General features: G+C 68.0%; 23 protein-coding genes. 10 read left to right on the top strand and 13 right to left on the bottom strand.

Annotated features, from left to right (window positions below):
- The first annotated feature begins 152 nt into the window (after positions 1–152).
- Together JL37_RS10595 and JL37_RS10590 are read left to right on the top strand one after the other, a co-directional pair.
- A complete protein-coding gene (locus tag JL37_RS10595) occupies positions 153–686 on the top strand; it encodes an isochorismatase family protein (protein ID WP_043543818.1) in 534 nt (177 codons plus the stop codon).
- 187 nt (positions 687–873) lie between these two features.
- Entirely contained in the window at positions 874–1098 is a 225-nt protein-coding gene (locus JL37_RS10590) for a glycine zipper 2TM domain-containing protein (RefSeq protein ID WP_043543817.1), read from the top strand.
- 96 nt (positions 1099–1194) lie between these two features.
- On the opposite strand, the gene minE is transcribed toward JL37_RS10590, so the two are convergent.
- The 4 genes from minE to JL37_RS10570 all read right to left on the bottom strand — a co-directional run bounded on the left by minE (position 1195) and on the right by JL37_RS10570 (position 5439).
- Positions 1195–1452 (bottom strand): cell division topological specificity factor MinE, encoded by a 258-nt coding sequence (gene minE / locus JL37_RS10585; protein ID WP_043543816.1) that lies wholly within the window; start codon positions 1450–1452, stop codon positions 1195–1197.
- 3 nt (positions 1453–1455) lie between these two features.
- Positions 1456–2271 carry a septum site-determining protein MinD gene (gene minD / locus JL37_RS10580; protein ID WP_043543815.1) on the bottom strand — a complete coding sequence of 272 codons (816 nt, stop codon included), beginning with the start codon at positions 2269–2271 and terminating at the stop codon, positions 1456–1458.
- Between the two features lie 214 nt (positions 2272–2485).
- On the bottom strand, positions 2486–3355 hold the full coding sequence (gene minC, locus JL37_RS10575; protein WP_043543813.1) for a septum site-determining protein MinC: 870 nt from the start codon (positions 3353–3355) through the stop codon (positions 2486–2488).
- A 317-nt stretch (positions 3356–3672) separates the two neighbouring features.
- Positions 3673–5439: a glutamine--tRNA ligase/YqeY domain fusion protein gene (locus JL37_RS10570; protein ID WP_043543811.1), complete on the bottom strand. Its 1767-nt coding sequence runs from the start codon at positions 5437–5439 to the stop codon at positions 3673–3675.
- Between the two features lie 136 nt (positions 5440–5575).
- On the opposite strand from JL37_RS10570, the gene JL37_RS10565 reads away from it, so the two are divergent.
- Positions 5576–6919 carry a cytochrome ubiquinol oxidase subunit I gene (locus JL37_RS10565; RefSeq protein ID WP_043543809.1) on the top strand — a complete coding sequence of 448 codons (1344 nt, stop codon included), beginning with the start codon at positions 5576–5578 and terminating at the stop codon, positions 6917–6919.
- On the top strand, positions 6916–7968 hold the full coding sequence (locus JL37_RS10560) for a cytochrome d ubiquinol oxidase subunit II (protein WP_043543807.1): 1053 nt from the start codon (positions 6916–6918) through the stop codon (positions 7966–7968). Before JL37_RS10565 ends, JL37_RS10560 begins: the two co-directional genes overlap by 4 nt.
- A 195-nt stretch (positions 7969–8163) precedes the next feature.
- Here the strand turns inward: JL37_RS10560 and recQ are convergent, their stop codons facing one another.
- Positions 8164–9993 carry a DNA helicase RecQ gene (gene recQ, locus JL37_RS10555; protein WP_043543806.1) on the bottom strand — a complete coding sequence of 610 codons (1830 nt, stop codon included), beginning with the start codon at positions 9991–9993 and terminating at the stop codon, positions 8164–8166.
- A 93-nt stretch (positions 9994–10086) separates the two neighbouring features.
- Positions 10087–11403: a fimbrial protein gene (locus JL37_RS10550; RefSeq protein WP_156124265.1), complete on the bottom strand. Its 1317-nt coding sequence runs from the start codon at positions 11401–11403 to the stop codon at positions 10087–10089.
- Between the two features lie 214 nt (positions 11404–11617).
- On the opposite strand from JL37_RS10550, the gene JL37_RS10545 reads away from it, so the two are divergent.
- From JL37_RS10545 to JL37_RS10525, 5 genes are all read left to right on the top strand, one after another.
- Positions 11618–12319 (top strand): response regulator, encoded by a 702-nt coding sequence (locus JL37_RS10545; protein ID WP_043543889.1) that lies wholly within the window; start codon positions 11618–11620, stop codon positions 12317–12319.
- Positions 12319–13863, top strand: coding sequence for an ATP-binding protein (locus tag JL37_RS10540; RefSeq protein WP_043543804.1), 1545 nt, complete (start codon positions 12319–12321; stop codon positions 13861–13863). The genes JL37_RS10545 and JL37_RS10540 overlap by 1 nt, the downstream gene beginning before the upstream one ends.
- Before the next feature lie 86 nt (positions 13864–13949).
- On the top strand, positions 13950–15023 hold the full coding sequence (gene ruvB / locus JL37_RS10535) for a Holliday junction branch migration DNA helicase RuvB (RefSeq protein WP_043543803.1): 1074 nt from the start codon (positions 13950–13952) through the stop codon (positions 15021–15023).
- A gap of 74 nt (positions 15024–15097) precedes the next feature.
- Entirely contained in the window at positions 15098–16063 is a 966-nt protein-coding gene (locus JL37_RS10530) for a threo-3-hydroxy-L-aspartate ammonia-lyase (RefSeq protein ID WP_043543802.1), read from the top strand.
- 103 nt (positions 16064–16166) lie between these two features.
- A complete protein-coding gene (locus JL37_RS10525; protein WP_043543800.1) occupies positions 16167–17075 on the top strand; it encodes a complex I NDUFA9 subunit family protein in 909 nt (302 codons plus the stop codon).
- Here the strand turns inward: JL37_RS10525 and ruvA are convergent, their stop codons facing one another.
- The 6 genes from ruvA to JL37_RS10495 all read right to left on the bottom strand — a co-directional run bounded on the left by ruvA (position 17076) and on the right by JL37_RS10495 (position 22585).
- Complete coding sequence (ruvA, locus tag JL37_RS10520) at positions 17076–17648, bottom strand: Holliday junction branch migration protein RuvA (protein WP_043543799.1); 573 nt, start codon at positions 17646–17648, stop codon at positions 17076–17078.
- Between the two features lie 109 nt (positions 17649–17757).
- Complete coding sequence (ruvC, locus tag JL37_RS10515; RefSeq protein ID WP_043543798.1) at positions 17758–18306, bottom strand: crossover junction endodeoxyribonuclease RuvC; 549 nt, start codon at positions 18304–18306, stop codon at positions 17758–17760.
- A complete protein-coding gene (gene purH, locus JL37_RS10510) occupies positions 18306–19895 on the bottom strand; it encodes a bifunctional phosphoribosylaminoimidazolecarboxamide formyltransferase/IMP cyclohydrolase (RefSeq protein WP_043543797.1) in 1590 nt (529 codons plus the stop codon). The genes ruvC and purH overlap by 1 nt, the downstream gene beginning before the upstream one ends.
- A gap of 103 nt (positions 19896–19998) precedes the next feature.
- Positions 19999–20238 (bottom strand): helix-turn-helix domain-containing protein, encoded by a 240-nt coding sequence (locus JL37_RS10505; protein WP_006217670.1) that lies wholly within the window; start codon positions 20236–20238, stop codon positions 19999–20001.
- A gap of 36 nt (positions 20239–20274) precedes the next feature.
- Positions 20275–21300: a tRNA dihydrouridine synthase DusB gene (gene dusB / locus JL37_RS10500; RefSeq protein WP_043543795.1), complete on the bottom strand. Its 1026-nt coding sequence runs from the start codon at positions 21298–21300 to the stop codon at positions 20275–20277.
- A gap of 115 nt (positions 21301–21415) precedes the next feature.
- Positions 21416–22585, bottom strand: a complete 1170-nt coding sequence (locus tag JL37_RS10495) for a UbiH/UbiF/VisC/COQ6 family ubiquinone biosynthesis hydroxylase (protein ID WP_043543793.1) — start codon at positions 22583–22585, stop codon at positions 21416–21418.
- Between the two features lie 79 nt (positions 22586–22664).
- Here JL37_RS10495 and JL37_RS10490 point away from each other — a divergent pair, with 79 nt between their 5' ends.
- A complete protein-coding gene (locus tag JL37_RS10490; protein ID WP_081955024.1) occupies positions 22665–23135 on the top strand; it encodes a hypothetical protein in 471 nt (156 codons plus the stop codon).
- A gap of 23 nt (positions 23136–23158) precedes the next feature.
- Here JL37_RS10490 and JL37_RS10485 read toward each other — a convergent pair whose 3' ends face one another.
- Positions 23159–24502: an aminopeptidase P N-terminal domain-containing protein gene (locus JL37_RS10485; RefSeq protein WP_043543792.1), complete on the bottom strand. Its 1344-nt coding sequence runs from the start codon at positions 24500–24502 to the stop codon at positions 23159–23161.
- Between the last annotated feature and the right edge of the window lie 3 nt (positions 24503–24505).

Here is a 24505-nt window from a genome sequence, read left to right as displayed (position 1 = left end):
ATGCATCCCATAGGGTGACGGTTATCTCGTACGGGTGTCAGACACTGCCACATCCAGGTGTCTGACACCACGGGCAAGCACAACTCGATCTGAAGCCTGCCGGAAGCAGTCCTGCCGAGTTATCCTGGATCCTCATCCAGGAGCCTCCCGACATGCTGCTTTCCGCTTCCGATTCCACTTTGCTGATCGTCGACATGCAAGGCCGGCTGATGCCGGTCATCCATGACGGCGAGACCGTGCTCAATGCCGCCCACAAGCTCGCGCAGGCGGCGCGCCTGCTCGACGTGCCGGTGGCCGCCACGGAGCATCACGGCAAGATGCTGGGCGCAACCGTGGAACCGTTGCGCGCGCAAGTGCAGACCACGTTCCAGAAAATGCACTTTTCATCGGCGCTCGAACCGGGTTTCGAAGCCTGGCTGCCGGCTGCCCGCAAGACCATCCTGGTGGCCGGGTGCGAGGCCCATATCTGCGTGCTGCAGACCGTGATCGGCCTGATCGATCTGGGCTACCACGCGGTATTGGTGGCCGATGCTGCGGGCTCGCGCAAGCCTTCCGATCATCACGCCGCCTTGCGCCGCGCGCGCGCCCATGGCGCCGAGATCGTCACGTCGGAAATGGCGATTTTCGAGTGGATGCAGACTTGCGAGCATCCGCGTTTCCGCGAGGTGTTACGTCTGGTCAAATAGCGTGCGCCCACTGCAACACCGCTCCGGGGAGGCGCTCGGATTCTCTCGCCCTTTGACACAATTCATGGGCAAACCTAACAGCCAGGAGAGGGATATTTTGCGATCCTGAAGATTCCAAACCCGCAAGGGTCCGCGTGCTCGCGTTCGCATCATCGACGCGGCCCCGGGTAAGAATAGGAATCGCACTATGAAAATCGCATCTCTCTCCAAAATCTGTGTCGCGTTGGCGATGACCGCCACCATGGCTGGCTGCTCTTCCTGGGACGGGATGAGCCATCGTCAGAAGAGCGCCGTCGGCGGCGCTGCGTTGGGCGGTGTGGCAGGCGCCGTGATCACCAACGGCGGCATCCTCGGTACGGTGGGCGGAGCGGCGATCGGCGGCGTCATCGGCGATCAAGTCGGGAAGCACTAAGCGCTGGCGCGCAGCGCCCGCTCCAATGAAAAACGCCCGGCGATGCCGGGCGTTTTTCATGTGGCGCGCGCCCGGGATCCGGGCGCGCAAGCCGCGTCAGTTCTCGCTTTGCGGCATCTCGATCTTTACCTCAAGCACTTCCAGCGTGTCCTGGCGTTCCAGGTGCACCTTGATGTCATTGGGGTTGATCTTCACGTATTTCGAAATGACGGCGATCAGCTCTTGCTGCAGTTGCGGCAGGTAGTCGGGAGAGTCGCCGCGGCCCCGCTCGTGAGCCAGGATGATCTGCAACCGTTCCTTGGCGACGGAGGCGGAAGTCTTCTTTTGACCGAGCAGAAACGACAGGAAGGACATTGCTTACTTGCCTCCGAACAGGCGTTTCAGGAAACCGGGCTTTTCGTAATCGGTAAAGCGCAGGGCCTTGTCTTCGCCAAGGTAACGAGCCACGACGTCCTTGTAGGCTTCGGAAACGTCGGTGTCTTTCAGGTGGATGGCCGGCAGGCCTTGGTTCGACGCCTGCAGCACGGCTTCGGATTCGGGGATGACGCCGATCAGCTTGATGCGCAGGATGTCTTCGATGTCGGTCAGCGACAGCATTTCGCCGTCGACGACGCGTTTGGGGTTGTAGCGCGTGAGCAGCAGGAATTCCTTGACGGGCTCGTCGCCTTCGACGGCGCGCCTGGATTTGGCCGCCAGGATGCCCAGGATGCGGTCGGAATCGCGCACGGACGAGACTTCGGGGTTGGTCACCACGATGGCGTCGTCGGCGAAGTACGCGGCCATCAGCGCGCCGGTTTCGATGCCGGCGGGCGAGTCGCACACGATGTACTCGAAACCCATGCCCTTCAGGTCTTCGATGACCTTCGCCACGCCTTCCTGCGTCAGCGCGTCCTTGTCGCGCGTTTGCGAGGCCGGCAGGATGAACAGGTTTTCAAGCTGCTTGTCCTTGATGAGCGCCTGGTTGAGCGTGGCTTCGCCCTGGATCACATTGACGAAGTCGTACACGACGCGCCGCTCGCAGCCCATGATCAGGTCGAGGTTGCGCAGGCCGACGTCGAAGTCGATGACCGCGGTTTTGTGGCCCCGCATCGCGAGTCCCGCAGAAAAACTGGCGCTGGTCGTGGTCTTGCCCACGCCGCCTTTGCCGGAAGTCACCACAACAATGCGTGTCATGACGATCAAACCCTTATGTTCGAATAAATCGCGTTATCGTAAAGCAAAAAGCCTATGTAAGGCTTCTTACAGGATGTGTTGAAATTCGCACCGATTCTTACCGGCCGCGGCGTGGGGGACGTCCAGCTGCTGGGCCGCCCCAAGGCTGGAAGCCCCCTTGGGGGGCAGCTAGCCCGCGCAGCGGGCGCGGCGTGGGGGCTCAACATCCCCTGTTTCAAGCCTTGAGCGCTTCGATCCGAAGCGTGTCGCCGTCCAGCCGGACCAGCGCGGGCTGGTTATGCAGCGTGCGGTCCAGCTTGTCTTCGACGACGCGGTAGACGCCGGCCACGGCCAGCAGCTCGGCATCCAGGTGCGTCGTGAAGATGCGGGCCGAGGTGTCTCCGCGCGCGCCGGCCATCGCCTTGCCGCGCAAGGGGCCGTAGACGTGGACGTTGCCGTCGGCGATGACTTCGGCGCCCTGGCTCACCATGCCGATCACCACCAGATCCGTGTGGCGCGCGTAGACGCGCTGGCCGGAGCGCAGGGGCTTGGTGATGACCAGCGCCGAAGACGAGTGCGGAGCAGCGGGCGTGGGGCTGGCGGCGGAGGTGGCGCCGCTGGCTTCGCGCGCGGGCAGCGGATCGCCGTCGGCCTTGCCGGCGGCGGGCGATTCCGCTTCGGCGGCGGGTTCGGTGGGGGCTGCCGCGGTTTCGACCGCGGCGGCCGGCACGGACGGCACGGGAGTGGCGACGTCGTTGGGCGGCGCGGTATCGACCACCGGAGCGGGGCGGGCGGTGGGCGTGGACAGCTCCACCGGCGTCAGGCCGGCCGCGCGGGCGGCTTCCAGGTTGGCGCCTTCGGCCACGACGCCGATCGGAGGCAGGTTATGGCCCCGCAGCGCCGCCACCAGGGCGGGCCAGTCGACGGTTTCCTCGACGCGGCTGGCGTCGATGACCACGGGCTCGTTTTCGAAGAAGCTGCCGGCGTCGGCCATGCGCTTGGCGAGCGCGGCCTCCAGGCGTTCGGGGTCGGCGCTGTGCAGGACCACCCTGATGGCATACAGAGTGGCGCTTTTGAAGTCCAGGGCTAGGGATTCAGTGTTCATCTTGGTTTGGGCTGCGGTCCGGGCGCCGGAAACAGGGGCGCTCAACCGGCTGCGGGATGTCGGGCATGATAACCCGCCCGCGCCCGGCAAGACGATGAAATGAGCGCCCCCCACGCCGCGCCCGCTTTGCGGGCTTGCTGCCCCCCGAGGGCGGCGTTTCCATCTTGGGGCGGCCCTGCGATGAAAAGTCACCCCCCACGCCGCGCCCGCTTTGCGGGCTTGCTGTCCCCCCGAGGGGGGCGTTTTCATCTTGGGGCGGCCCAGCAATGAAAAGGCGCCGAAAGGCGCCTATTTCCCAGCAACGCGGATGCGAGCGCTCAGCCTTGAGCCCAGGAGTCGCGCAGGGTCACGATACGGTTCAGCACCGGCGCCTCGGGCGTGGAGTCCTTCTGGTCGGCCACGAAGTAGCCCAGGCGCTCGAACTGCCAGGTGGCGCCGGGGGTGGCAACGGTGCCGGGTTCCAGCCAGGCGGTGACGGTCTGCTTGGAATTCGGATTCAGGCAGGTCAGGAAGTCCTTGTCGCCGGCATCGGGGCGGGCGTCGGCGAAGAGGCGGTCGTAGAGATGGATCTGGGCGGGCACGGCGTGAGCGGCGCTGACCCAGGTGATGTTGCCCTTGACCTTGACGCTGTCGGCGCCCGGCGTGCCGCTCTTGGTGTCCGGCAGGTATTCGGCGTGGACTTCGACGACGTCGCCGGCTTCGTTCTTGGTGAAGCCGGTGCAGCGCACCACGTAGCCGTACTTCAGGCGCACGGTGTTCCCCGGGAACAGGCGGAAGTACTTCTTGGGGGCTTCTTCACGGAAGTCGTCACGTTCGATCCAGAGCTCGCGCGAGAGCGGGAATTCGCGCACGCCGGCTTCCGGGTCATGCGGGTTGCGCGGCGCGGTGCAGACCTCGGTCTGGCCTTCCGGATAGTTGGTGATGATCAGCTTGATCGGGTCCAGCACGGCCACCGAACGGGCGGCGATGGGATCCAGGTCGTCGCGCACGGCCTGCTCCAGCAGGCTGTAGTCGATCCGGGAATCGGACTTGGACACGGCGGTGCGTTCGCAGAACAGGCGGATCGACGCCGGCGTGTAGCCGCGGCGGCGCAGGCCGAAGAGGGTGGGCATGCGGGGGTCGTCCCAGCCGTCCACGTAGCCTTCGCGCACCAGTTGCAGCAGCTTGCGCTTGCTGGTGACGACGTAGCTGAGGTTCAGGCGGGCGAATTCGTACTGGTGCGGCAGCGGCTGGGCGAGCTTGCCCAGTTCGGCCAGGCGCGCCAGGATCCAGTCGTAGAACGGGCGCTGGTCTTCGAATTCCAGCGTGCAGACGCTGTGCGTGATGCCTTCCAGAGCGTCTTCCACCGGGTGCGCCCAGCTGTACATGGGGTAGATGCACCATTGGTCGCCGGTGCGGTGGTGGGTGGCGTGGCGTACGCGGTACATCACCGGGTCGCGCATGTTGATGTTGGGCGAAGCCATGTTGATCTTCGCGCGCAGCACCAGGCTGCCGTCGGGATGCTTGCCGTCGCGCATTTCGCGCAGCAGCGCGATCGATTCCGCGGCCGGGCGGTCGCGCCAGGGCGAGTTGACGCCGGGTTCGGTCAGCGTGCCGCGGTTGGCGCGGATTTCGTCGGCGCTTTGCTCGTCCACGTAGGCGTGGCCAGCCTCGATCAGCGCTTCGGCGAACTCGTACATATAGCCGAAATAGTCGCTGGCGAAGTACAGGTTGTCGTTGCCGTCGGCCTTCCAGTCGAAGCCCAGCCAGTGCACGGCCTCGATGATGGCGTCGACGTATTCCTGATCTTCCTTTTCGGGATTGGTGTCGTCGAAGCGCAGGTGGCAGACGCCGCCGAAGTCGCGCGCCAGGCCGAAGTTCACGCAAATGCTCTTGGCGTGGCCGATGTGCAGGTAGCCGTTGGGCTCCGGCGGAAAGCGCGTGCGGATGCGCGCCGGATCCGGGCCGCCCTGCTGCTGCAGCGCCGCCGGGCCAGGCTTGCCCGCCCAGCGCTTGCCAGCGTAGCGGTTGGCTTCGAGGTCGTCTTGGACGATGTTCAGCAGGAAATTCGATGCGGCAGGGGTCGGCGTCGTGGCGGAGGTCATTCTTGAAAGAATAGGAAAAAGCAGCGACAAAGAGTCAATTTTGCCACGTTCCGCAGGCGGCCTCTTTTCCGGGCACGTGCAACCGGTTTCAAACTGGCCCCACAGTCTTGTAACTGGCTCTACACTACGGGCCATCATGGACATATCCACCTTATCCCTGGCCCGCGCGCAGTTCGTGGCCAGCCTGAGTTTCCTGGCGCTGTTCCTGGCGGTCTCCCTGGCGCTCGCCTGGGTGTTGCTGTTCTTCAAGATACGGGCCCGCTGGTCGGGCCATGGCGGCTGGACGGCCGCCTACCGCTTCTGGGTGCGCATATTCGCGCTGGCCTTCGTGCTGACGCTGGCGGCGAGCGTGCCGGTGCTGATCCAGATCGGCAGCCTGTGGGCGGGGCTGATGGACAAGATCGGCAACGTCGCCGGTCCCTTGCTGGGCTACGGCATTCTGTCGGCGTTCATCCTGAAATCGTGCTTCCTGGGCGTCATGCTGTTCGGCCAGCGGCGCGTTTCCGATGGCGCCCACACGCTGGCGGTGCTGATGGTGGCAGTGGGGCAACTGGTGGCCGTGTTCTGGGTGCTGGCCCTGCAATCCTGGATGCAGACGCCGGATGGGGCCTTGCTGGTCGATGGCCGCTACCAGGTCTATGACTGGGCGGCTGTGGTGCTGAACCCCTCGGTGGGCTGGCGCATGGCCATGGTGGCGGTGGGCGCGGCGCTGGCCGCCTCCTTCCTGATGATGGGCGTGACCGCCTTGCAGGCGCTGCGGCGCCCGCTCGGCGACGGCGAGCGCAGCGCGTTCAAGACCGCGCTGGTCGTCGCTACGCTGGCCTCCGTCATGCAGCTGCCGGTGGCCACGGGCGCCGGGCAGCTGGTCGCGAAGCTGCAGCCCGCCAAGGCGGCCGCCGCCGCGGGCTTCTGGGAAAGCGGCGCCGAGCCGCAGCTGGTGCTGTTCGGCTGGCCGGACGCCCGCAATCACACGAACCTGGCCGATGTCACGCTGCGCAATGCGGGCGGGATGTGGCTGCACCGCAAGCCGGACGGCACCTATCTGGGCCTGGACAAATATTCGGGCATGCTGCCGCCCGTCGCACTGACCTTCTGGTCGCTGCGCGTGGCGGCGGGGCTGGGCCTGCTGATGCTGGCCGTGGCCTGGGTGACGTTCCTGTGGACGTTCCGGCGCGGGCTGGACCCCTCCACGCTGCCGCGCTGGTGGCAGCGAGTCGTGTGCGGCATGATGTTCTCCGGCGGCATCGCCGTCGTGGCCGGTTGGTGGGTGTCCATCATCGGCCTGCAGCCGTTCGCGGTGAACGGCACCATCACGCAGTCCGAGGTCCTGGGCTCGGTCTCCTCCAGCACCGTCCTCTACGGCCTGATCGGCTACGGCGTGCTGTATGCGCTGCTGCTGGCCGCATTTGCCGGCATGCTGTTCCATGCGGCGCGCTATGGCGTCGTGCCCGTGCGCAAACTGGGTGGAGGTACGCCATGATCGCCATGCTGGCCGCTTCGCAAGGGCTGAACGCCGACGATCCTTCGTTCTGGATGCCGCTGGCCTTCATGGCGCTGCTGTTCGTGGTGATCGCCGCGGGCATGGTGCTGGACGGCTTCGACCTGGGCGTGGGCATCCTGCTGCAACTGGCGCCTGAGCACGAGCGCGGCCGCATGATGAGCCTTTTGAGTCCGTGGCGGGACGCCAACGAATTCTGGCTGCTGCTGGGCATGGGCTTGTTCGCCGCGGCGTTTCCCTTCGCCTGGGGAGCGGTGCTGGGCAAGCTCTACGGGCCGCTTACCTGCATGGTGCTGGGGGTGGTCCTGCGCAGCGTCGCGTTCGAATTCCGCATCCGCGCGCGCAACGAAATGAAGCCGCGCTGGATCTTCGCGTTCTGGGCGGGTTCGCTGATCACCGCATTCGGCCAGGGCATGATGCTGGGCCGGATTGCGACCGGCTACCAGTCGGATGCCGGCTACGGCTGGTTCTCCATGTTCGTCGGCCTGTGCGCGGTGGCGGCCTACGTCCTGCTGGGAGCTTCCTGGCTGGTCATGCGGGTGGAGGGAGACCTGCAGCGCCGCGCCGCCAATTGGGCGCGCCACGCCATCCGCTGGACGGCGGTGGGCATGGTGGCGATCGCGGTAACGCTGGGGCTGGCCAACGCCGGCATTTTCTACAAATGGAGCAACATCGCCCACCTGAGCCTGGCGGCAACGGTCTGGCTGCTCATGCTGGCCGGCTTCGTGGCGGCGGAAATGCTGTTGGCGCGAATGCCCGGCAGGGCGGACCGCTTCAGCTGGCTGCCCTTCGTGCTGTGCGTGGCCCTGTTCCTCCTGATGCTTTGCGGCCTGGCCTACAGCCTGTTTCCCTACCTGATCCTGGACGATATGACGCTATGGGACGGCGCGGGCGCGCTGGGCTCGATGCGCCTCGTGATGGCGGGCGCCGTCGTGGGGATCCCCGTGGTGCTGGTATTCAACATCCTGGCCTACCGCTCGGTATTCGGCAAGGAGCGCGCCCCGGTGCCGCTCTTGCCGCCGCCGGCCTGAGGCGTGGTGCGTGCCGTAGGATGGGTGTAGCGCGAGAGTTTCAGCATAAGAACGCAACTGCCCAGCGCGCGAAACCCATGCAGCCGTGGGCAGACAGTGTTCTGCATCGGCCGGAAAACAACTTATTGCGGCCGCATGGGTTGCGCGCGCTGGATATCTGAGCTCTCACCCAGGAACTGCCGCGCTGCACCCATCCTACGGAATTGGCCGGGCCACCCGCTGCAGGATTTCCTCGCCGTAGGCTTCCAGCTTGCGGGCGCCGACGCCGCTGATGTGGCTAAGGGCGTCCATGGAGTCGGGCTGGGCCAGCGCGATCTCGCGCAACGTGGCGTCGTGGAAGATGACGTAGGCTGGCACGCCGTGGCTCTTGGCGACCTCGCCGCGCCACGCGCGCAGCGCCTCGAAGACGGGCTGCAGTTCGGCCGGCAAGTCGATGGCGGCCGCCTTGGCGCGCCCGCCGCCGGTTTTGCCCGAGCGCGTTTTCTTTTCCGATTCCCGGCGCAGCATCAGCTGCCGTTCGCCCTTCAGCACGGCGCGGCTGCCTTCGGTCAGGGCCAGGGTGCCGAAGCCTTCGTGATCCACGGTCAGCAGCCCCTGCGCCAGCAACTGGCGCAGCACGCCGCGCCAGGCGGTGTCGCTGAGGTCTGCGCCCACGCCGAACACGCTCAGCGTTTCGTGGCCGTGCTGCTTGGTGCGCTCGGTGACCTTGCCGCGCAGGATGTCGATGATGTGGCCCGCGCCGTAGCGCTGGCCGCGTTCCTTCCACAGGCGGTAGACGGCGGACAGCACCTTCTGCGCCGCCACCGTGCCGTCCCAGGCCTGCGGCGGATCCAGGCAGACGTCGCAGTTGCCGCAGGCCGTGATCTGCTGGCCGAAATAGGCCAGCAGGCGCACGCGGCGGCACTCCACCGTTTCGCACAGGCCGAGCATGGCGTCTAGCTGCTGGCCGAGGCGCCGGCGGTAGGCTTCCTCGCCAGGCGATTCGTCGATCATGCGGCGCTGCTGCACCACGTCCTGCAGGCCGTAGGCCAGCCAGGCGGTGGCGGGCAGGCCGTCGCGGCCGGCGCGCCCGGTTTCCTGGTAATAGCCTTCCACGGACTTGGGCAGGTCGATGTGCGCCACGAAGCGCACGTCGGGCTTGTCGATGCCCATGCCGAACGCGATGGTGGCGACCATGACCACGCCGTCCTCGCGCAGGAAGCGGGCCTGGTTGGCGGCGCGCACCTGTGGGCTGAGCCCGGCGTGGTAGGGCATGGCGTCGATGCCCTGGTTGCACAGGAATTCCGCGGTTTCTTCCACGCGGGCCCGCGACAGGCAATACACCACGCCCGATTCGCCCTCGTGTTCGGCGCGGATCATTTCCAGCAACTGCTTGCGCACCTCGTTCTTTTCGATGATGCGGTAGCGGATGTTGGGGCGGTCGAAGCTGGCGACGAAGTGGCGCGCATCATCCAGCGACAGGCGCTGGGCGATCTCGCGGCGGGTGTCCTCGGTGGCGGTCGCGGTGAGCGCGATCCGGGGCACGTCGGGCCAGCGCTCGTGCAGCATCGACAGGCCCAGGTATTCCGGCCGGAAATCGTGTCCCCATTGGGACACGCAGTGGGCTTCGTCGATCGCGAACAGCGCGATGCGGCCGCGTTCCAGCAGTTGCAGGCAGCGGTCGGTCAGCAGGCGTTCGGGCGCCACGTAGAGCAGGTCCAGCTCGCCGGCCAGGAAAGCCTGCTCGACGTCGCGGGCCACCCGCCATTCCTGCGTAGAGTTCAGGAAGGCCGCGCGCACGCCCAATTCGGTCAGGGCGTCGACCTGGTCCTGCATCAGCGCGATCAGCGGAGAGACGACGATGCCGGTGCCTTCGCGCACCAGCGAGGGCACCTGATAGCACAGCGATTTGCCGCCGCCGGTGGGCATGAGTACCAGCGCGTCGCCGCCGCCGATCACCTGTTCGACAATGGCTTGCTGGTCGCCGCGGAAGGATTCGTAACCGAAAACGCGCTGCAATACGCTGAGGGCGCGCGCGTCAGACATGGGGGTAGGCCGGGAGCATCATGGCAGGGATTTTAAGCCCCAATTCCGGCGCCCTCGTTCCGAAGGGAAATTTCCGTCCTTGGGGCGTTCGTCCTACCAGCTCAGCCAGGTGCCGCGCATGAAGGTGTCCACCGGCATGCTCAGGTTGGCGCGCCATTCGTAGTCGCCCGAGACGATGTCGCGGTCGGCGCCCACCGCCAGCTTCACCTTGGGGGCCACGAACATGCTGTGGGACAGCCCCACGCGCTGTTCCGCCAGCACGGAGCCTTCCCGCAACCCTGAGTAGGTGCCGCTGAGCGTGCCCCAGCCCGTGATGGGAACGCCCGCCGATAGCGTGTTGCGGGTCTGCGCCGTCGAGGCCACGCCGCCGGAGTAGGTGGACAGGTCGCCGAAGCCCGCCCCGGTCTGCTCGGCCGTGTAGCCCAGGTTGACGGTGTCGGCCACGTCCACGCTGTAGCCGAAGCGGTAGCGCCAGGCATTGACCGCATCGAAGGAGCTTTGCGTGGCTCCCGCCTGGAACGTGCCGTATTCGCCGGCGGTGTAGGTGGTGCCCATGCCGCGCGTGGTGAGCGAGGGCGCGCTCTGCATCTGCCCTTCCAGGGTCAGCACGGGCGTGAGGCCGTAGCGCACGGTGCCGCTGCCCACCGAGGCGCCGTAGTCGACGGCACCCGACCGGGCGGCCGGATCCATGTTGTTGAGGAGCCCCAGCGACGAGGAATAGCCGAAACTGCCTTCGGGGACGGTGGACCCCGAGCCGGCCCAGTTCGAGATCTGCAGGCCGCCCACCGGGGCGCCGCTGCCCCAGGCCGGCGAATTGGCCGTGATGTTGCCTACCGAGAGGGAGGGGCCCGACGCGCTGCGGTAGACCCAGTTGCGGCTGCCGCCGTAGCGCAGGCCTTCCTGGCTGCCGACAGAGGAGAACCAGGGCCGCGGCGGACGCGACACGCCGGAAATCACGACGACGGGCACGAGCGGGAAGTCCCCGTCTTCCAGGGCGAAGGAGTAATCGGGCGCGGCCTCTTCGGGAGTGGTGAGCACCGGGCAGTCCGCCGGCTGCGGCCGGACGCCGCCCGACAGCGCCGCGCCGGTGCCGGGGATGCCCAGGTCCAGGCCGTCGATATCGTCCGAGCTGCGGACCGAGGTGTCCACGGCGGGCTCCATTGTTTGCAGCTCGCAGGGGGACGGATCCAGAGGCACCGCGCGTGATTCCAGGGACGGAGCGGGACGCACGGGAATGGGCTGGACCGGCGCCAGGGCGCCGATGCCCCGCGCCCAGCCTGCGGGCGCGCCGGACGGGGGCAGGAGGGCGTCCGGCGAGCCGCCAAGCGCCGGGGCCAGCGGCAAGGCCGCGCCCGCCGCCAGCGCCGCGCGCAATAGCCATTTTCGCCGGATGGTTGCAGGGGCGATCATAGGAACAGTTTAGAGAGGGGGGCGCCACGGATGCTGTAAACGTTCTGCTGTAAACGTTATCAAGCGGGCAGGTGGCGGGCCGGCATTTATTTTACCGTCCGGACCGTCCAGGGATAACTGTGCCCGAAACGGCTTCCAACATCGTGCAACAGGTATATTTCAGTTGATTTCCTGCCTCTTGCGGCGGGGCGCGGCGCACCGCACTATGGCATCCATGGACAATCCCCACACCAAGTTGCTGGTCGTCGACGACGATCCGGCCCTGCGGCAGTTGCTCGCCGACTACCTGAACCGGCACGGTTACGACACGCTGCTGGCGCCGGACGCCACCGACCTGTCTGCCCGCATTACCCGCTACGCCCCCGATCTGCTGGTGCTGGACCGCATGCTTCCCGGCGGCGACGGCGCGGACGCCTGTCGCCGCCTGCGCGAGCAGGGCGAGGACATCCCCGTCATCCTGCTGACCGCCCGCGACGAGGCCGTGGACCGCATCATCGGCCTGGAGGCGGGCGCCGACGACTACGTCGGCAAGCCTTTCGATCCGCGCGAACTGCTGGCCCGCATCGAGGCCGTGCTGCGCCGCAAGCGCGGCCCGTCCGCGCTGACCAAGGATGCGCCCGTCTCGTTCGGCCCCTTCGTCTTCGATCCGTCCACGCGCCAGTTGTCGCGCGAAGGCACCGTGGTCAAGCTCACGGGCGGCGAGATCAACCTGCTGGAGGCCCTGGTGCGCAATGCCGGCAAGCCGCTGTCGCGCGAACGCCTGCTGGCCCTGGCGCGCGACGACGACGCCGGCGAGCGTAACGATCGGGCCATCGATATTGCCATCCTGCGCCTGCGGCGCGTCATCGAGGACGATCCCAAGCAGCCGCGCTGGATCCAGACCGTCTGGGGAATCGGCTACCGGTTTTCGCCCTGATGCGTTTCTCTCCTGGTTTTCTGGTGCCGCGGTCGCTGCGGGCGAGGCTGATCCTGCTGATCCTGGGATCGGTCCTGCTGACGCAGGCGGCTACGCTGGTGACCGTGTCCTACTTCCGCCACAAGTTCATGGAAGACGTGGCGATCGGCTACATCACCACCACGATCCGCACGCTGCGCGCCGCCGTGTCCCAGGTGCCGGCAGAGGACCGGGCCGACTTCGTGCGCACCGCCTCGCAGAACCAGTGGCGCCTGTGGTCGCGCGTCCTGCCGGCCGAGGCCAAGCTGCAGCGCTTCAATGGCCGCCGTCCGCCTCCGCCGCCCAAGCCCGCCCCCCGGCCGCCCCCGCAACCACCGTCGGCGGAGGCGCAATTGCACGGGCCGCCAGCGCCGCCGCCTCCGGAAGTGCGTGACGACGAACGTTCCGCCGAGCAGCGCGCGCGCGAGCACGAAGAACACGCGCGGCGCTACAAGCCCGAGCCGGACGATATCCGGCGCGACCTGCGGGGGCTGGTGCAGCAGCTCAACGAGCGCCTGAATGACGGCACGCGCGTGGCGCTGTCGCGGGGCCCCACGCCGGAGATCTTCATTTCGCTGGCGCCGAACTCGGCCAGCGAGGACGTGCCGCGCCTGCGCGAATGGCTGGTCATCCCGCTGGACCGCCTGGACCCGCCGGTGGCCACGCCTTTCATCGCCGCCTGGCTGGGCGGCCTGGGCCTGCTGTTGTTGCTGGCCGTGGGCTTTTCCTGGCACATCACGCGCCCGATCACCCGGCTAGCCGACGCCGCCGACCAGCTGGCCGCGGGGCAGCCGCAGCGCGTCGAGCCTTCGGGCCCACATGAAACCCGGGTGCTGGGCGAGCGCTTCAACGCCATGCTGGACGCGCTGTCCGAGTCCGACTCGGTGCGACGGACCTTGCTGTCCGGCCTGCCGCACGACCTGAAGGGGCCGCTGTCGCGGATGTGGCTGCGCATCGAACTGGCCGACGACTCCAAACTCAAGGAGGGGTTGCGCGCCGACCTGCAGGACATGCAGCACATGGTCGACCAGTTCATCGGTTTTGTTCGGGGAACCGACCCCGCTGCCTACCGCTACGCTTCCATGGTCCTGGGGGACTGGCTGACCGAGCGGGTGGGGGCCTGGCAGGGCGCCGGCACCGACATTCACTTGCGCGCCGGAGACGAGGACGCCGCGCTGGTGGTTCAGGCGGACGCCGTGGCGCTGGGGCGCCTGCTGGACAACCTGATCGGCAATGCCCTGAACCATGGCGCGCCGCCGGTCGACGTGGCGCTGCGCCGCGAGGGGCGCTTCGCGGTGCTGGACGTGGCCGACCACGGTTCAGGCATCGTGCCGGAGCGCCGCCAGGAGGCCCTGCGTCCGTTCAGCCGGCTGGACGACGCGCGCACGCGCACCGGGAGCGTGGGCCTGGGCCTGGCCCTGGCCGAAGCCATCGCCCGCGCGCACGGCGGATCGCTGGAACTGCGCGAGGCGGAGTCCGGCGGCCTGTGCGTGCGGGTCAAGCTGCCCTTGTCCGAGACCGCCTGAGGGCAGGGCAGGGACCGGGCCGCCCCCAGGGCGGCCCGTCCTTACGGTACGATGCATCCTGCTTCGTCCTTTGCCGTTTCCGCACCATGGCCATCCAGTCCGATTCGCTCTCCTCCCGCCCCGACGCCCCCCGTATCGTGGCGCCGCAGCCGGTGTCTCCCAACGAGGAGTCGATCGAACGCGCCCTGCGGCCCAAGGCCCTGGAAGAGTACGTGGGCCAGCAGCGCGCCCGCGAACAGCTCGAAATCTTCATCGCCGCCGCCCGCAAGCGCGGAGAGGCGCTGGACCACGTGCTGCTGTTCGGCCCGCCTGGCCTGGGCAAGACCACGCTCGCCCACATCATCGCGCATGAAATGGGCGTGCAGCTGCGCCAGACCTCCGGCCCGGTGCTGGAGCGCCCCGGCGACCTGGCCGCGCTGCTGACCAACCTCGAAAAGAACGACGTCCTGTTCATCGACGAAATCCATCGCCTGTCGCCGGTGGTCGAGGAAATCCTCTACCCGGCGCTGGAGGATTTCCAGATCGACATCCTGATCGGCGAGGGGCCCGCCGCGCGCAGCGTGAAACTGGACCTGCAGCCCTTTACCCTGGTGGGCGCCACCACGCGCGCCGGCATGCTGACCAACCCGCTGCGCGACCGCTTCGGCATCGTGTCGCGGCTGGAGTTCTACAACGCCACCGACCTCGGCCGCATCGTGACGCGCAGCGCAGGCCTGCTGAATGCCGGCATCACGCCGGACGGCGCCGCCGAGGTGGCGCGCCGCGCCCGCGGCACGCCGCGCATCGCCAACCGGCTGCTGCGCCGTGTGCGCGACTACGCCGAGGTGAAGGCGGGCGGCACCATCGATGCGGACGTCGCCGGCCGAGCGCTGGCCATGCTCGAAGTGGACCCGCAGGGCCTGGACCTGATGGACCGCAAGCTGCTCGAGGCCATAGTCCACAAGTTCGACGGCGGCCCCGTCGGCGTGGACAGCCTGGCGGCGGCCATCGGCGAAGAGCGCGACACGATCGAAGACGTGATCGAGCCCTATCTGATCCAGCACGGCTACCTGCAGCGCACGCCGCGAGGCCGCACCGCCACGCTGACGACCTGGCGCCACCTGGGGCTGACCCCGCCCGCCGGCACGGCCAGCGGGTCCGGCGACCTCTTCGGCAAATAGGCGGCCGCCGGGGCGCGGCGGGTTTATCATCCTGGGGTTCCGTTTCCCTTTAGCGATCAAAGGACCGAATTCCCATGCAGCCCGAATTGCCCACTTACGATGACGTCGCGCGCGCCAGCGAGCGCCTGGCCGGCAACGCGCACCGCACGCCAGTCTTGACCTCGGCCACCGCCGACGCGATCAGCGGCGCCTCGGTGTTCTTCAAATGCGAGAATTTCCAGCGCATGGGCGCGTTCAAGTTCCGCGGCGGGTACAACGCCATCGCGCGCCTGACGCCCGAACAGCGGGCTGCCGGCGTGGTGACGTTCTCGTCGGGCAACCATGCGCAGGCCATCGCCCTGGCGTCCAAGCTGCAAGGCGTGCAGGCCACCATCATCATGCCGCTGGACGCGCCCGCCGCCAAGCGCGCCGCCACCGAAGGCTATGGCGGCAAGATCGTCACCTACGACCGCTACACCGAAGACCGCGAGGCCATCGCTCGCCGTATCCATGCCGAGACCGGCGCCACGCTGATTCCGCCCTACGACCACGAGGACGTGATCGCGGGCCAGGGCACCGCGGCCAAGGAACTGTTCGAAGAAGTCGGCGAGCTGGATTATCTGTTCGTCTGCCTGGGCGGCGGCGGCCTGCTGGCCGGGTCGGCCCTGTCCGCCTACGCGCTGAGTCCGCGCTGCCTGGTCTACGGGGTCGAGCCCGAGGCCGGCAACGATGGCCAGCAATCCTTGCGCAAGGGTGAAATCGTCCGAATTCCAGCGCCCAAGACGCTGGCCGACGGCGCCGCCACGACGCACCTGGGCAACCTGACCTTCCCGCTGATCCAGAAGCATGTGCGCGACATCGTCACCGTGACGGACGAACAGCTGGTCGCCACCATGAAGTTCTTCGCCGAGCGCATGAAGATGGTGGTGGAGCCCACCGGCTGCCTGGGGGCGTCCGCCGTCATGCAGAACGTGGTGCCGGTGCGCGGCGCCCGGGTCGGCGTCATCATCAGCGGCGGCAACGTCGATCTTCCGGCCTACGCCAAGTTGCTGGCGGCCTGACGGGCCTGCGGCGGCCCTCGGGCGGGGCCGCCGATATGCGCTTGCGGTTGTAGCCCTTGCAGGGCAGAATCGGGGCTGAATCCTGACGAACAGGGGCTGCGACATGCGTATCCTTGTCATCGGCGGCACCGGTTTCATCGGTCGTCACCTGGTAGCGCGGCTTTCCGCCGATCAGCATCGGATCATCGTGCCCACCCGCCGTTACAGCCGCGGGCGCGATCTGCAGATTCTTCCCTCCATCACCCTGCTCGAATGCGACGTCCATGACGATGCCACGCTGGATCGCCTGGCGCGGGGTTGCGATGCGGTCGTGAACCTGGTGGGCATCCTGCACGGCAACGAGGGCCGCCCCTATGGTTCGGATTTCGCTCGGGCGCACGTGCTTCTGCCCCAGCGCATCGCGCAGGCCTGCCGCCGTCAGGGCGTGCCCCGCATGCTGCACGTCAGTGCGCTGGGCGCGGACTCGAACGGCGGCAGCATGTACCAGCGCTCCAAGGGCGACGGCGAAGCCGCCGTCAAGAAGGAATTTGCGGATTGTCCGCAGGGCGGATGGACGATATTCCGCCCGTCCGTCGTCTTCGGGGCCGACGACCAGTTCACCAATATGTTCGCCCGGCTTGCGCGCTGGCTGCCCGTGCTGCCGCTGGCGGGCGCCCACGTGCGCATGCAGCCTGTGTATGTGGGCGACGTGGTCGCGGCCCTCGTGGCGGCGCTGGGCAATGCGCACACTGCCGGCAAGACCTACGAACTGGGCGGCCCCCAGGTCTATACGCTGGGCGAGATCGCGCGCCTGTGCGCTGCCTGGAGCGGCCATCCCCGGCCGGTGGTCAGCATGCCCATGGGCGTGGGCCGCATGCAGGCCGCGTTGTTCGAGTGCCTGCCGGGCAGGCCGCTGATGTCGCGCGACAACCTGGATTCCCTGCGGCAAGACAATGTCTGCGTGGGGCCGATGGCCCCAGAGCTCCATGTGGTGCCGACCGGCCTGGAGGCCGTCGCGCCGCGCTACCTGTAATCAGCGCACCAGCGCCTTCAGCGCCTGCTTGATGCCGTCCGACACGCCCACGCCTTCCGGCAGCGTCTTCAGGGCCGACAGCGATTCCTTTTCGGAGTAGCCGAGCGCCAGCAGGGCGTTCAGGATGTCGGACTGGTTGTCCGGCGCGGCGTGCGCGGTGGCGCCGATGTCCGCGCCCAGCTTGCCGCGCATTTCGAGCAGCAGGCGTTCCGCAGTCTTCTTGCCGATGCCGGGCACGCGGGTCAGGCGGCCCGATTCCTGCAAGGTGATGGCCTGGGCCAGGTCCGCCACCGACAGCCCGGACAGCACCGACAGCGCGGTGCGAGCGCCGATCCCGCTGACCTTGATGAGTTCGCGGAAGGCGCTGCGCTCGCCGGCCGTGGCGAAGCCATAGAGGATGTGGGCGTCTTCGCGCACCGTCAGGTGCGTGTACAGCGTGACGCGCGCGCCGGTATCCGGCAGCGAGTACAGCGTGCTCATGGGCACGTCGATGTCATAGCCCAGACCGCCCACGTCCACGCAGATCGTGGGCGGGAGTTTTTCGATCAGGGTTCCGGTAATGCGTCCGATCATGGTGATTGAAGGCCTGGCGATGGTGAGGCCGCTGGATGCGCGGCGAATCCGGGGATTCTATACGCCTATCCGCGCGGGCGCGCGGAAGGGATGGGCCGGGGATGGGCGTTCAGCCGACCAGGCGGCCGTTGCGGATGCGGGTCTTGCCGCTCATGCGCAGGCTGGTGCCCAGGCGCTCGAGTTTTTCCTGCATGGGCCCGGCATGGGCGTGGCAGATCGCGCAGGCCAGTGCGTCGGCCGAGTCGGACGAGGGCGAGCCGTCCAGCGCCAGCAGGTGCTGGACCATCATCTGCACCTGCTCCTTGGCGGCGCGGCCGGTGCCCACCACGGCTTTCTTGATCTGCAGCGCGGTGTATTCGTGCACGGCCAGGGAACTGTCGGCCAGCGCGCACAGGGCGGCGCCGCGCGCCTGGCCCAGCAGCAGCGTGGAGGCCGGGTTGGTGTTCAGGAAGATGATTTCAAGCGCGGCCACGTCGGGCTGCGTGTCGCGCGCCACCTGGCGCAGGTTGTCCAGGATGACCTTGAGGCGTTCGGAGAGTGTCAGCGCCGGCGGGACCACGATGGTCCCGCTGGCGACGTAGCGCAGCCGCGGGCCGTCGGCATCGATCACACCGAAGCCGGTGCGGCGCAAGCCGGGATCGATGCCGAGGACGCGCATCAGTGGCGGAAGTGGCGGGTGCCGGTCAGCACCATGGCGATGCCATGCTCGTCGGCGGCGGCGATGACTTCGTCATCGCGCACGCTGCCGCCAGGCTGGATCACGCAGGTGGCGCCAGCGGCCACCACCACGTCCAGGCCATCGCGGAACGGGAAGAAGGCGTCCGAGGCCACAGCCGAGCCCTTCAGGGTCAGGCCGGCGTTCTCCGCCTTGATCGAGGCGATGCGGGCCGAGTCGATGCGGCTCATCTGGCCGGCGCCCACCCCCAGAGTCATGCCGCCGCCCACGAACACGATGGCGTTGGACTTGACGTACTTGGCGACCTTCCAGGCGAAGGCCAGGTCGTTCATTTCCTGTTCGGTGGGCTGGCGCTTCGTGACCACCTTGAGCGCGTCGCGCGGCACGTTGTAGGCGTCCGGGCTCTGCACCAGCCAGCCGCCGCCCACGCGCTTGATGTCGAAGGCGTTCTGGCCCGTGCCCATCGGCACTTCGAGCACGCGCACGTTCTTCTTGGCGGCCAGGATGGCCAGCGCCGCGCCGTCATAGGCGGGCGCCAGCAGCACTTCCAGGAACTGCGAGCTGACGGCTTCGGCCGTCGCGGCGTCCACCGGGCGGTTGAAGGCGATGATGCCGCCGAAGGCCGAGGTCGGGTCGGTCTTGAAGGCCTGCTGGTAGGCGCCCAGCGTGTCGGCCGCGACCGCCACGCCGCAGGGGTTGGCGTGCTTGACGATGACGCAGGCGGGCGCTTCGAAGCTGCGCGCGCATTCCCAGGCCGCGTCGGCGTCCGCGATGTTGTTGTACGACAGTTCCTTGCCCTGCAGCTGGCGGTAATTGCCCAGCAGGCCGGCCGGACGCTGTGCGTCGACGTAGAAGGCGGCCGTCTGGTGGGGGTTTTCGCCGTAGCGCAGCGCCTGTTCCTGCTTGACCTGCAGGGTCAGCGTGCCGGGCCATTCGTTGCGGGCCGGCACGGCGTCCTGCTTGGGCTCGGCTTCGGCCAGGCTGGTCAGGTACGCGGCGATCGCGCCGTCGTAGGCGGCCGTGTGGGCGTAGACCTTGGCGGCTAGGGCAAGGCGCAGGCCGTAGGAGGTCGTGCCGCCCTTGTCCATTTCCGACAGCACGCGCGAGTAGTCGACGGGGTCGATCACCACCGTCACGCCGCCGGCTTCGGTGCCGTGGTTCTTGGCCGCCGCGCGCAGCATGGCCGGGCCGCCGATGTCGATGTTCTCGACCGCGTCCGCGAAGGTGCAGTCCGGCTTGGCTACGGTTTCGCGGAAGGGGTACAGGTTGACCACCAGCATGTCGATGCGGTCGATGCCGGCTTCCTTGATGGTGGCCATGTGCTCGGCGCTGTCGCGGCGGGCCAGCAGGCCGCCGTGGATCTTCGGATGCAGCGTCTTGACGCGGCCGTCGAGGATTTCGGGCGAGCCGGTGTGGGCGGCCACTTCGGTGACGGTCAGGCCGGAGTCGGCCAGCAGGCGGGCGGTGCCGCCAGTGGAAAGCAGGCGCACGCCGCGCGCGGCCAGGGCGCGGGCAAATTCAACGATGCCGGTCTTGTCGGACACCGAAAGCAGGGCGGTTTCGATTTTCATGGTGAGGGACGGGAGTGGGGCGGGTACGCCTTTCTCGTTCTGGTCAGGATGGGAAATCTGGAGGGGCGGGCGGCGCGTCGAGGCAGCCGTCCGCGCGGGAAAGCTATACCTGGATATTGTGCGCCAGCAGCTTCTTGCGCAGAGTGTTTCGGGTGATGCCCAGCATTTCGGATGCGCGCGACTGGTTGCCGCCGGACCGCTCCAGCGCCACTTCGAGCACCGGGCGTTCCACGCAACGCATCACCATGTCCCACATGTCGTGGGGCTCGGATTCGCCCAAGTCTTCGAAATAGCGCTCCAGGCTGGCGCGCACGCATTCTTCCAGGACATCTTTCTTGCTCATTTGAGTACAGATATTTTTATGTTGGTGTTGAGGCGGTCATGCCGCCAGCAGGGCTTCTGCGACCGGCGCCGGATGAGGCTCGCCGTCGCGCGAGATGATGTCGAACCAGTCCGACACGGCCCGCCACTGGTCTCGGGTATTGTCGATCAGATTCATGCGGGCGCAGAACGAATCCGCGCCCGGCAGGCCGTCCAGATACCAGCCTATGTGCTTGCGCGCCGTGCGTACGCCGGTGTGCTCGCCGTAGAACCGGTAATGGTCGTCGAGATGTTCGAGCAGCAGCTCGCGCATTTCCCCGTAAGAGGGAGGGGCCAGTGTTTCGCCCGTGCGCAGGTAGTGGTCGATTTCGCGGAAAATCCAGGGACGGCCTTGGGCCGCCCGGCCGATCATGACCGCATCCGCGCCAGTGTAATCCAGGACGCGCCTCGCCTTTTCAGGAGAATCGATATCCCCGTTTGCGATCACGGGAATGCCAAGCTCGGCCTTGACGGCGCGGATGGTGTCATATTCCGCTTCCCCCGTATAGAGGTCGGCGCGGGTGCGCCCGTGCAGCGTCAGGGCGGAAATGCCGGCGTTTTCCGCCATTTTCGCCACGCGCACGGCATTGCGGCTTTCGCGGTCCCAGCCGGTCCGGGTCTTGAGGGTGACCGGCACGCCCAGGGGCGCGCAGGCGGACACCACGGCATCGAGAATACGGGCGATCAGGTCTTCGTGGCGCAGCAACGCCGACCCGGAGGCGACGTTGCAGACCTTCTTGACCGGGCAGCCCATATTGATATCGATGATGCGGGCCCCTTTGTTGGCGTTGAAGACCGCGGCCTCCGCCATCATCGCCGGGTCGGCGCCGGCGATCTGCACCGAGATCGGGGCGATTTCGCCGTCATGGTTCAGGCGGCGGGAGGTCTTGACGCTATCCCACAGCTTCGGGTTGCTGGCGGCCATTTCCGACACCGCATAGCCCGCCCCCAGCTTCTTGCAAAGCTGGCGGAAAGGACGGTCCGTCACGCCCGCCATGGGCGCGACAAGAACGTTGTTCGGAAGGGACCACTGGCCTATGCGCATGCTCACATTTTAACCGGCTCGATCGAACCCCCATTTTCTCGCGGCGAACGCTTGGTAACGGAGGGAGGCGAAAACGGACCGATCCCGCCCCTTTTCGGGGCCGGATCGAGGGGGGTCAGGCCCGGAAACCTTGGAGCAGATGCTGCGCGAGCGGAGCGCGCAGCGGCGACGCCAGGTCCAGCGCCAGCAGGGCCAGGCCGCAGGCATGTTCCACGGGCGCCATCCCGGTGGAGAAGACCCGGGGCATCAGGTCGGTCAGCCCGGCCGTGATCACGCGGTCGACGTGGCGGGCGCTGGCGAACTCGGCCAGCGCCGGGGCCGGATTGGCGTCGGGATGGGCAAGCCAGCCGCCGAGCGTCTGGGCCAGCCGAGCCGCATCGCGCAGGCCCAGGTTCAGCCCCTGGCCGGCAACGGGGTGGAGGGTCTGGGCGGCGTTGCCGATCGCCGCCAGGCGCCCATGCACCTGCGCGCGGCGCGCGCTGAGCGCCAGCGGGAAGACGTGGCGGGGAGCCTGGCTGGACAGGCGGCCCAGGCGGTCGCCGAAGGCGGCGGACAGGGCCTGCGAGAAGGCGGCGTTATCCAGCGCGGCCAGTTCCGCGGCGCGCTCCGGCGCGCTGCACCACACTACCGAATAGGCGTCCGGCGTCTGCGGATGCGGCAGCAGGGCCAGCGGGCCTTCCGCCGTGAAGCGTTCCCACGCCCAGCCGCGGCGCGGCAGGGACGCATGCGCGGTGGTCAGCACCGCGTGCTGGTCGTAATCGCGGCGCACGTCGGTCGCGCCCGCGCCGTCGGACTGCACGGCGACCCGGCACAGCAGCTCGGTCTCGCCCTGCTGGATGCGCACGCCGTCCGCGTCCTGGCGGCCGATCTGGGCGGGCGGCCCCGGCAGGACGGTGACGCCGCAGGCGGCCACGCATTCGTCCAGCTTGGCGTGCAGGCCGGAATATGCGACTACGCTGCCCAGCTGGGGCACGCCGAAATCGGTGTTCTGGATCAGGGTGCGGCCCAGCCGGCCGCGTTGCGACACGTGAATGTTGCGGATGTCGGCCGAGCGGTCGGGCCAGGCATGCAGCGATTCCAGCAACACGCGGCTGCCGTGGTTCATGGCCAGCACCCTGGGATCCGTGGCGGGCATGGCGGCCGAGGGCGCGGCCGGGACGGGCGCGCTGCCCGCGAGCAGGGCGATGCGGGCCGGATCCGGCGCCACGCGCGCCAACATCAGGGCCAGCACGCGGCCCACGGGGCCGGCGCCGAGGATCGCAACGTCGAAGGCGGATGAAGTCATCCGCGGATTTTAACCGTCCACTACAATCGCTGGCAGCCGGCGCGTCTTGGCGCCATGGTTCCCTTTCCGGTTGATCGACATGACGCAGGCCCAGGTTCAGGCTACTTCCCCGTTGTCCGCCGCACCCGCCCGCCGCCCGCGCGGCAAGGTCGCCGTGGGGCTGCTGGCCTGCCTGTTCGGCGTGCTGGGCGCCCACTGGTGGTACCTGGGCCGGCGCCATGCCTGGCTGGTCACCGCGCTGGCCCTGGCCTGCGGCTTCTGCGCCTACAGCTTCTATCCGGTCTGGTACGACAATCCCGCTTTCTTTCTGTTGTTCATTCCCATGATCGATGGGTTCATCGAAAGCGCGGTGTTCTCGCTGATGCCGGACGAAAAGTTCGACCGGCTCTACAACGCCGGCCTGGGGCGGCCCACCGAGACGGCCTGGGGGCCGGTGCTGGTCGCCATCATGGCCTGCCTGGTCGGCTCCATCGTCTCGATGTTCGCCATCGCCATGGTGGTGGTCTACACCTGGGTGGCCATGGGCTGGCTGGACGGTTACGTGTTCTAGCGCCGGCCTGCGGCCGGCGGCCCCTATTCGCGCATCAGCGCCTCGATCTCGCCCGCCTGCACCGGCACGCCGCGCGTGATGAGCTCGCAGCCTTCGTCGGTGACCAGCGCATCGTCCTCCGTGCGGATGCCGATGTTCCAGTAGGCTTCCGGCACGTCGTTGGCGGGCCGCACGTAGATGCCGGGCTCGATGGTCAGCATCATCCCGGTTTCCAGCCTGCGCCATGGGCGTTCGGCGCCCTGGGCGGGGCCCGGCTGGCGGTAGTCGCCCACGTCGTGGACGTCCAGGCCCAGCCAGTGGCCGGTGCGGTGCATGTAGAACCGGCTGTAATCGCCGGATTCCAGCACGCCGTCCAGCGACCCCTTCAGCAGTTTCAGGTCCAGCATGCCCTGCGCCAGCACGCGCAACGCGGCCTGGTGGCCTTCGTTGAAGCTGCGGCCGGGCGCGGTGGCCTGGGCTGCCGCGTCCTGAGCCGCCACCGTCAGGTCGTACAGCGCGCGCTGCGGGCCGCTGTAGCGGCCGTTGACCGGAAAGGTGCGGGTGATGTCGCTGGCGTAGCTGTCCACTTCGCAGCCGGCGTCGATCAGGACCAGGTCCCCGTCGCGCAGGACGGCCTCGCCGGCCGGGTAGTGCAGCACGCAGGCATTCGCGCCGGCGGCCACGATGCTGTTGTAGGCCACCGACTGCGCGCCGTGGCGCCGGAATTCATAGAGCAGTTCCGCTTCGAGTTCGTATTCGCGCATGCCGGCGCGGCAGACGCGCATGGCGCGGACGTGGGCGCCGGCGGAGATCTTGGCGGCGCGCCGCAACGCCGCGATTTCGGAGGCGTCCTTGATCAGCCGCATGTCCGCCAGCAAGGGGCGGAGGTCCTGCTGGCGGGCGGGCGGGGCGTGCCCGCCGCGGCTGGCTTCGCGCGCCGCCGCCAGCCAGCGGTGCAGCCTCCCGTCCGTGCGCTTGCCGCTGGCCAGCGGGGCGTACAGGGTGGCGTGGTCCTGCAGCAGCGTGGGCATCAGTTCGTCCAGCGCGTCGACCGGGTGGGCGTCGTCGAAGCCGAAATGCGCGGCGGCGGCCTCGGGGCCGAAGCGCTTGCCCTCCCAGATTTCGTGTTCCACATTGCGCGGCCGGCAAAAGAGCAGGGACCGGTCCGACGCGCCGGCGATCAGCACCAGCCATGCGTCCGGCTCGGTAAAGCCGGTCAGGTAGAAGAAATCGCTGTCGTGCCGGTACGGGTACTCGGCGTCGCGGTTGCGGATGGCTTCCGGCGCGGTCGCCAGGATGGCGATGCCGCCTCCTTCCGCGCGCATCTGGTCCATCAGGCGCTGGCGCCGGGCGGCGAAGGGGGAGATATCGTCGGGAGGCAGGCTCATGGC

Origin of the sequence: Achromobacter sp. RTa (assembly GCF_000757485.1) — a bacterium.
Classification (GTDB): domain Bacteria; phylum Pseudomonadota; class Gammaproteobacteria; order Burkholderiales; family Burkholderiaceae_B; genus Achromobacter.
This window is presented reverse-complemented; position numbering and strand designations above follow the sequence as displayed.

Excerpts from the sequence above, each read along its gene's own strand:
- JL37_RS10570 (WP_043543811.1), bottom strand. The coding sequence starts at position 5,439 with ATGACCTCCGCCACGACGCCGACCCCTGCCGCATCGAATTTCCTGCTG.
- JL37_RS10485 (WP_043543792.1), bottom strand. The coding sequence starts at position 24,502 with ATGAGCCTGCCTCCCGACGATATCTCCCCCTTCGCCGCCCGGCGCCAG.
- JL37_RS10540 (WP_043543804.1), top strand. The coding sequence starts at position 12,319 with ATGCGTTTCTCTCCTGGTTTTCTGGTGCCGCGGTCGCTGCGGGCGAGG.
- JL37_RS10545 (WP_043543889.1), top strand. The coding sequence starts at position 11,618 with ATGGACAATCCCCACACCAAGTTGCTGGTCGTCGACGACGATCCGGCC.
- JL37_RS10565 (WP_043543809.1), top strand. The coding sequence starts at position 5,576 with ATGGACATATCCACCTTATCCCTGGCCCGCGCGCAGTTCGTGGCCAGC.
- JL37_RS10560 (WP_043543807.1), top strand. The coding sequence starts at position 6,916 with ATGATCGCCATGCTGGCCGCTTCGCAAGGGCTGAACGCCGACGATCCT.
- JL37_RS10550 (WP_156124265.1), bottom strand. The coding sequence starts at position 11,403 with ATGATCGCCCCTGCAACCATCCGGCGAAAATGGCTATTGCGCGCGGCG.
- purH (WP_043543797.1), bottom strand. The coding sequence starts at position 19,895 with ATGAAAATCGAAACCGCCCTGCTTTCGGTGTCCGACAAGACCGGCATC.
- JL37_RS10530 (WP_043543802.1), top strand. The coding sequence starts at position 15,098 with ATGCAGCCCGAATTGCCCACTTACGATGACGTCGCGCGCGCCAGCGAG.
- ruvC (WP_043543798.1), bottom strand. The coding sequence starts at position 18,306 with ATGCGCGTCCTCGGCATCGATCCCGGCTTGCGCCGCACCGGCTTCGGT.
- JL37_RS10490 (WP_081955024.1), top strand. The coding sequence starts at position 22,665 with ATGACGCAGGCCCAGGTTCAGGCTACTTCCCCGTTGTCCGCCGCACCC.
- JL37_RS10505 (WP_006217670.1), bottom strand. The coding sequence starts at position 20,238 with ATGAGCAAGAAAGATGTCCTGGAAGAATGCGTGCGCGCCAGCCTGGAG.
- recQ (WP_043543806.1), bottom strand. The coding sequence starts at position 9,993 with ATGTCTGACGCGCGCGCCCTCAGCGTATTGCAGCGCGTTTTCGGTTAC.
- dusB (WP_043543795.1), bottom strand. The coding sequence starts at position 21,300 with ATGCGCATAGGCCAGTGGTCCCTTCCGAACAACGTTCTTGTCGCGCCC.
- minC (WP_043543813.1), bottom strand. The coding sequence starts at position 3,355 with ATGAACACTGAATCCCTAGCCCTGGACTTCAAAAGCGCCACTCTGTAT.
- JL37_RS10590 (WP_043543817.1), top strand. The coding sequence starts at position 874 with ATGAAAATCGCATCTCTCTCCAAAATCTGTGTCGCGTTGGCGATGACC.
- JL37_RS10595 (WP_043543818.1), top strand. The coding sequence starts at position 153 with ATGCTGCTTTCCGCTTCCGATTCCACTTTGCTGATCGTCGACATGCAA.
- minE (WP_043543816.1), bottom strand. The coding sequence starts at position 1,452 with ATGTCCTTCCTGTCGTTTCTGCTCGGTCAAAAGAAGACTTCCGCCTCC.
- ruvB (WP_043543803.1), top strand. The coding sequence starts at position 13,950 with ATGGCCATCCAGTCCGATTCGCTCTCCTCCCGCCCCGACGCCCCCCGT.
- ruvA (WP_043543799.1), bottom strand. The coding sequence starts at position 17,648 with ATGATCGGACGCATTACCGGAACCCTGATCGAAAAACTCCCGCCCACG.
- JL37_RS10525 (WP_043543800.1), top strand. The coding sequence starts at position 16,167 with ATGCGTATCCTTGTCATCGGCGGCACCGGTTTCATCGGTCGTCACCTG.
- JL37_RS10495 (WP_043543793.1), bottom strand. The coding sequence starts at position 22,585 with ATGACTTCATCCGCCTTCGACGTTGCGATCCTCGGCGCCGGCCCCGTG.
- minD (WP_043543815.1), bottom strand. The coding sequence starts at position 2,271 with ATGACACGCATTGTTGTGGTGACTTCCGGCAAAGGCGGCGTGGGCAAG.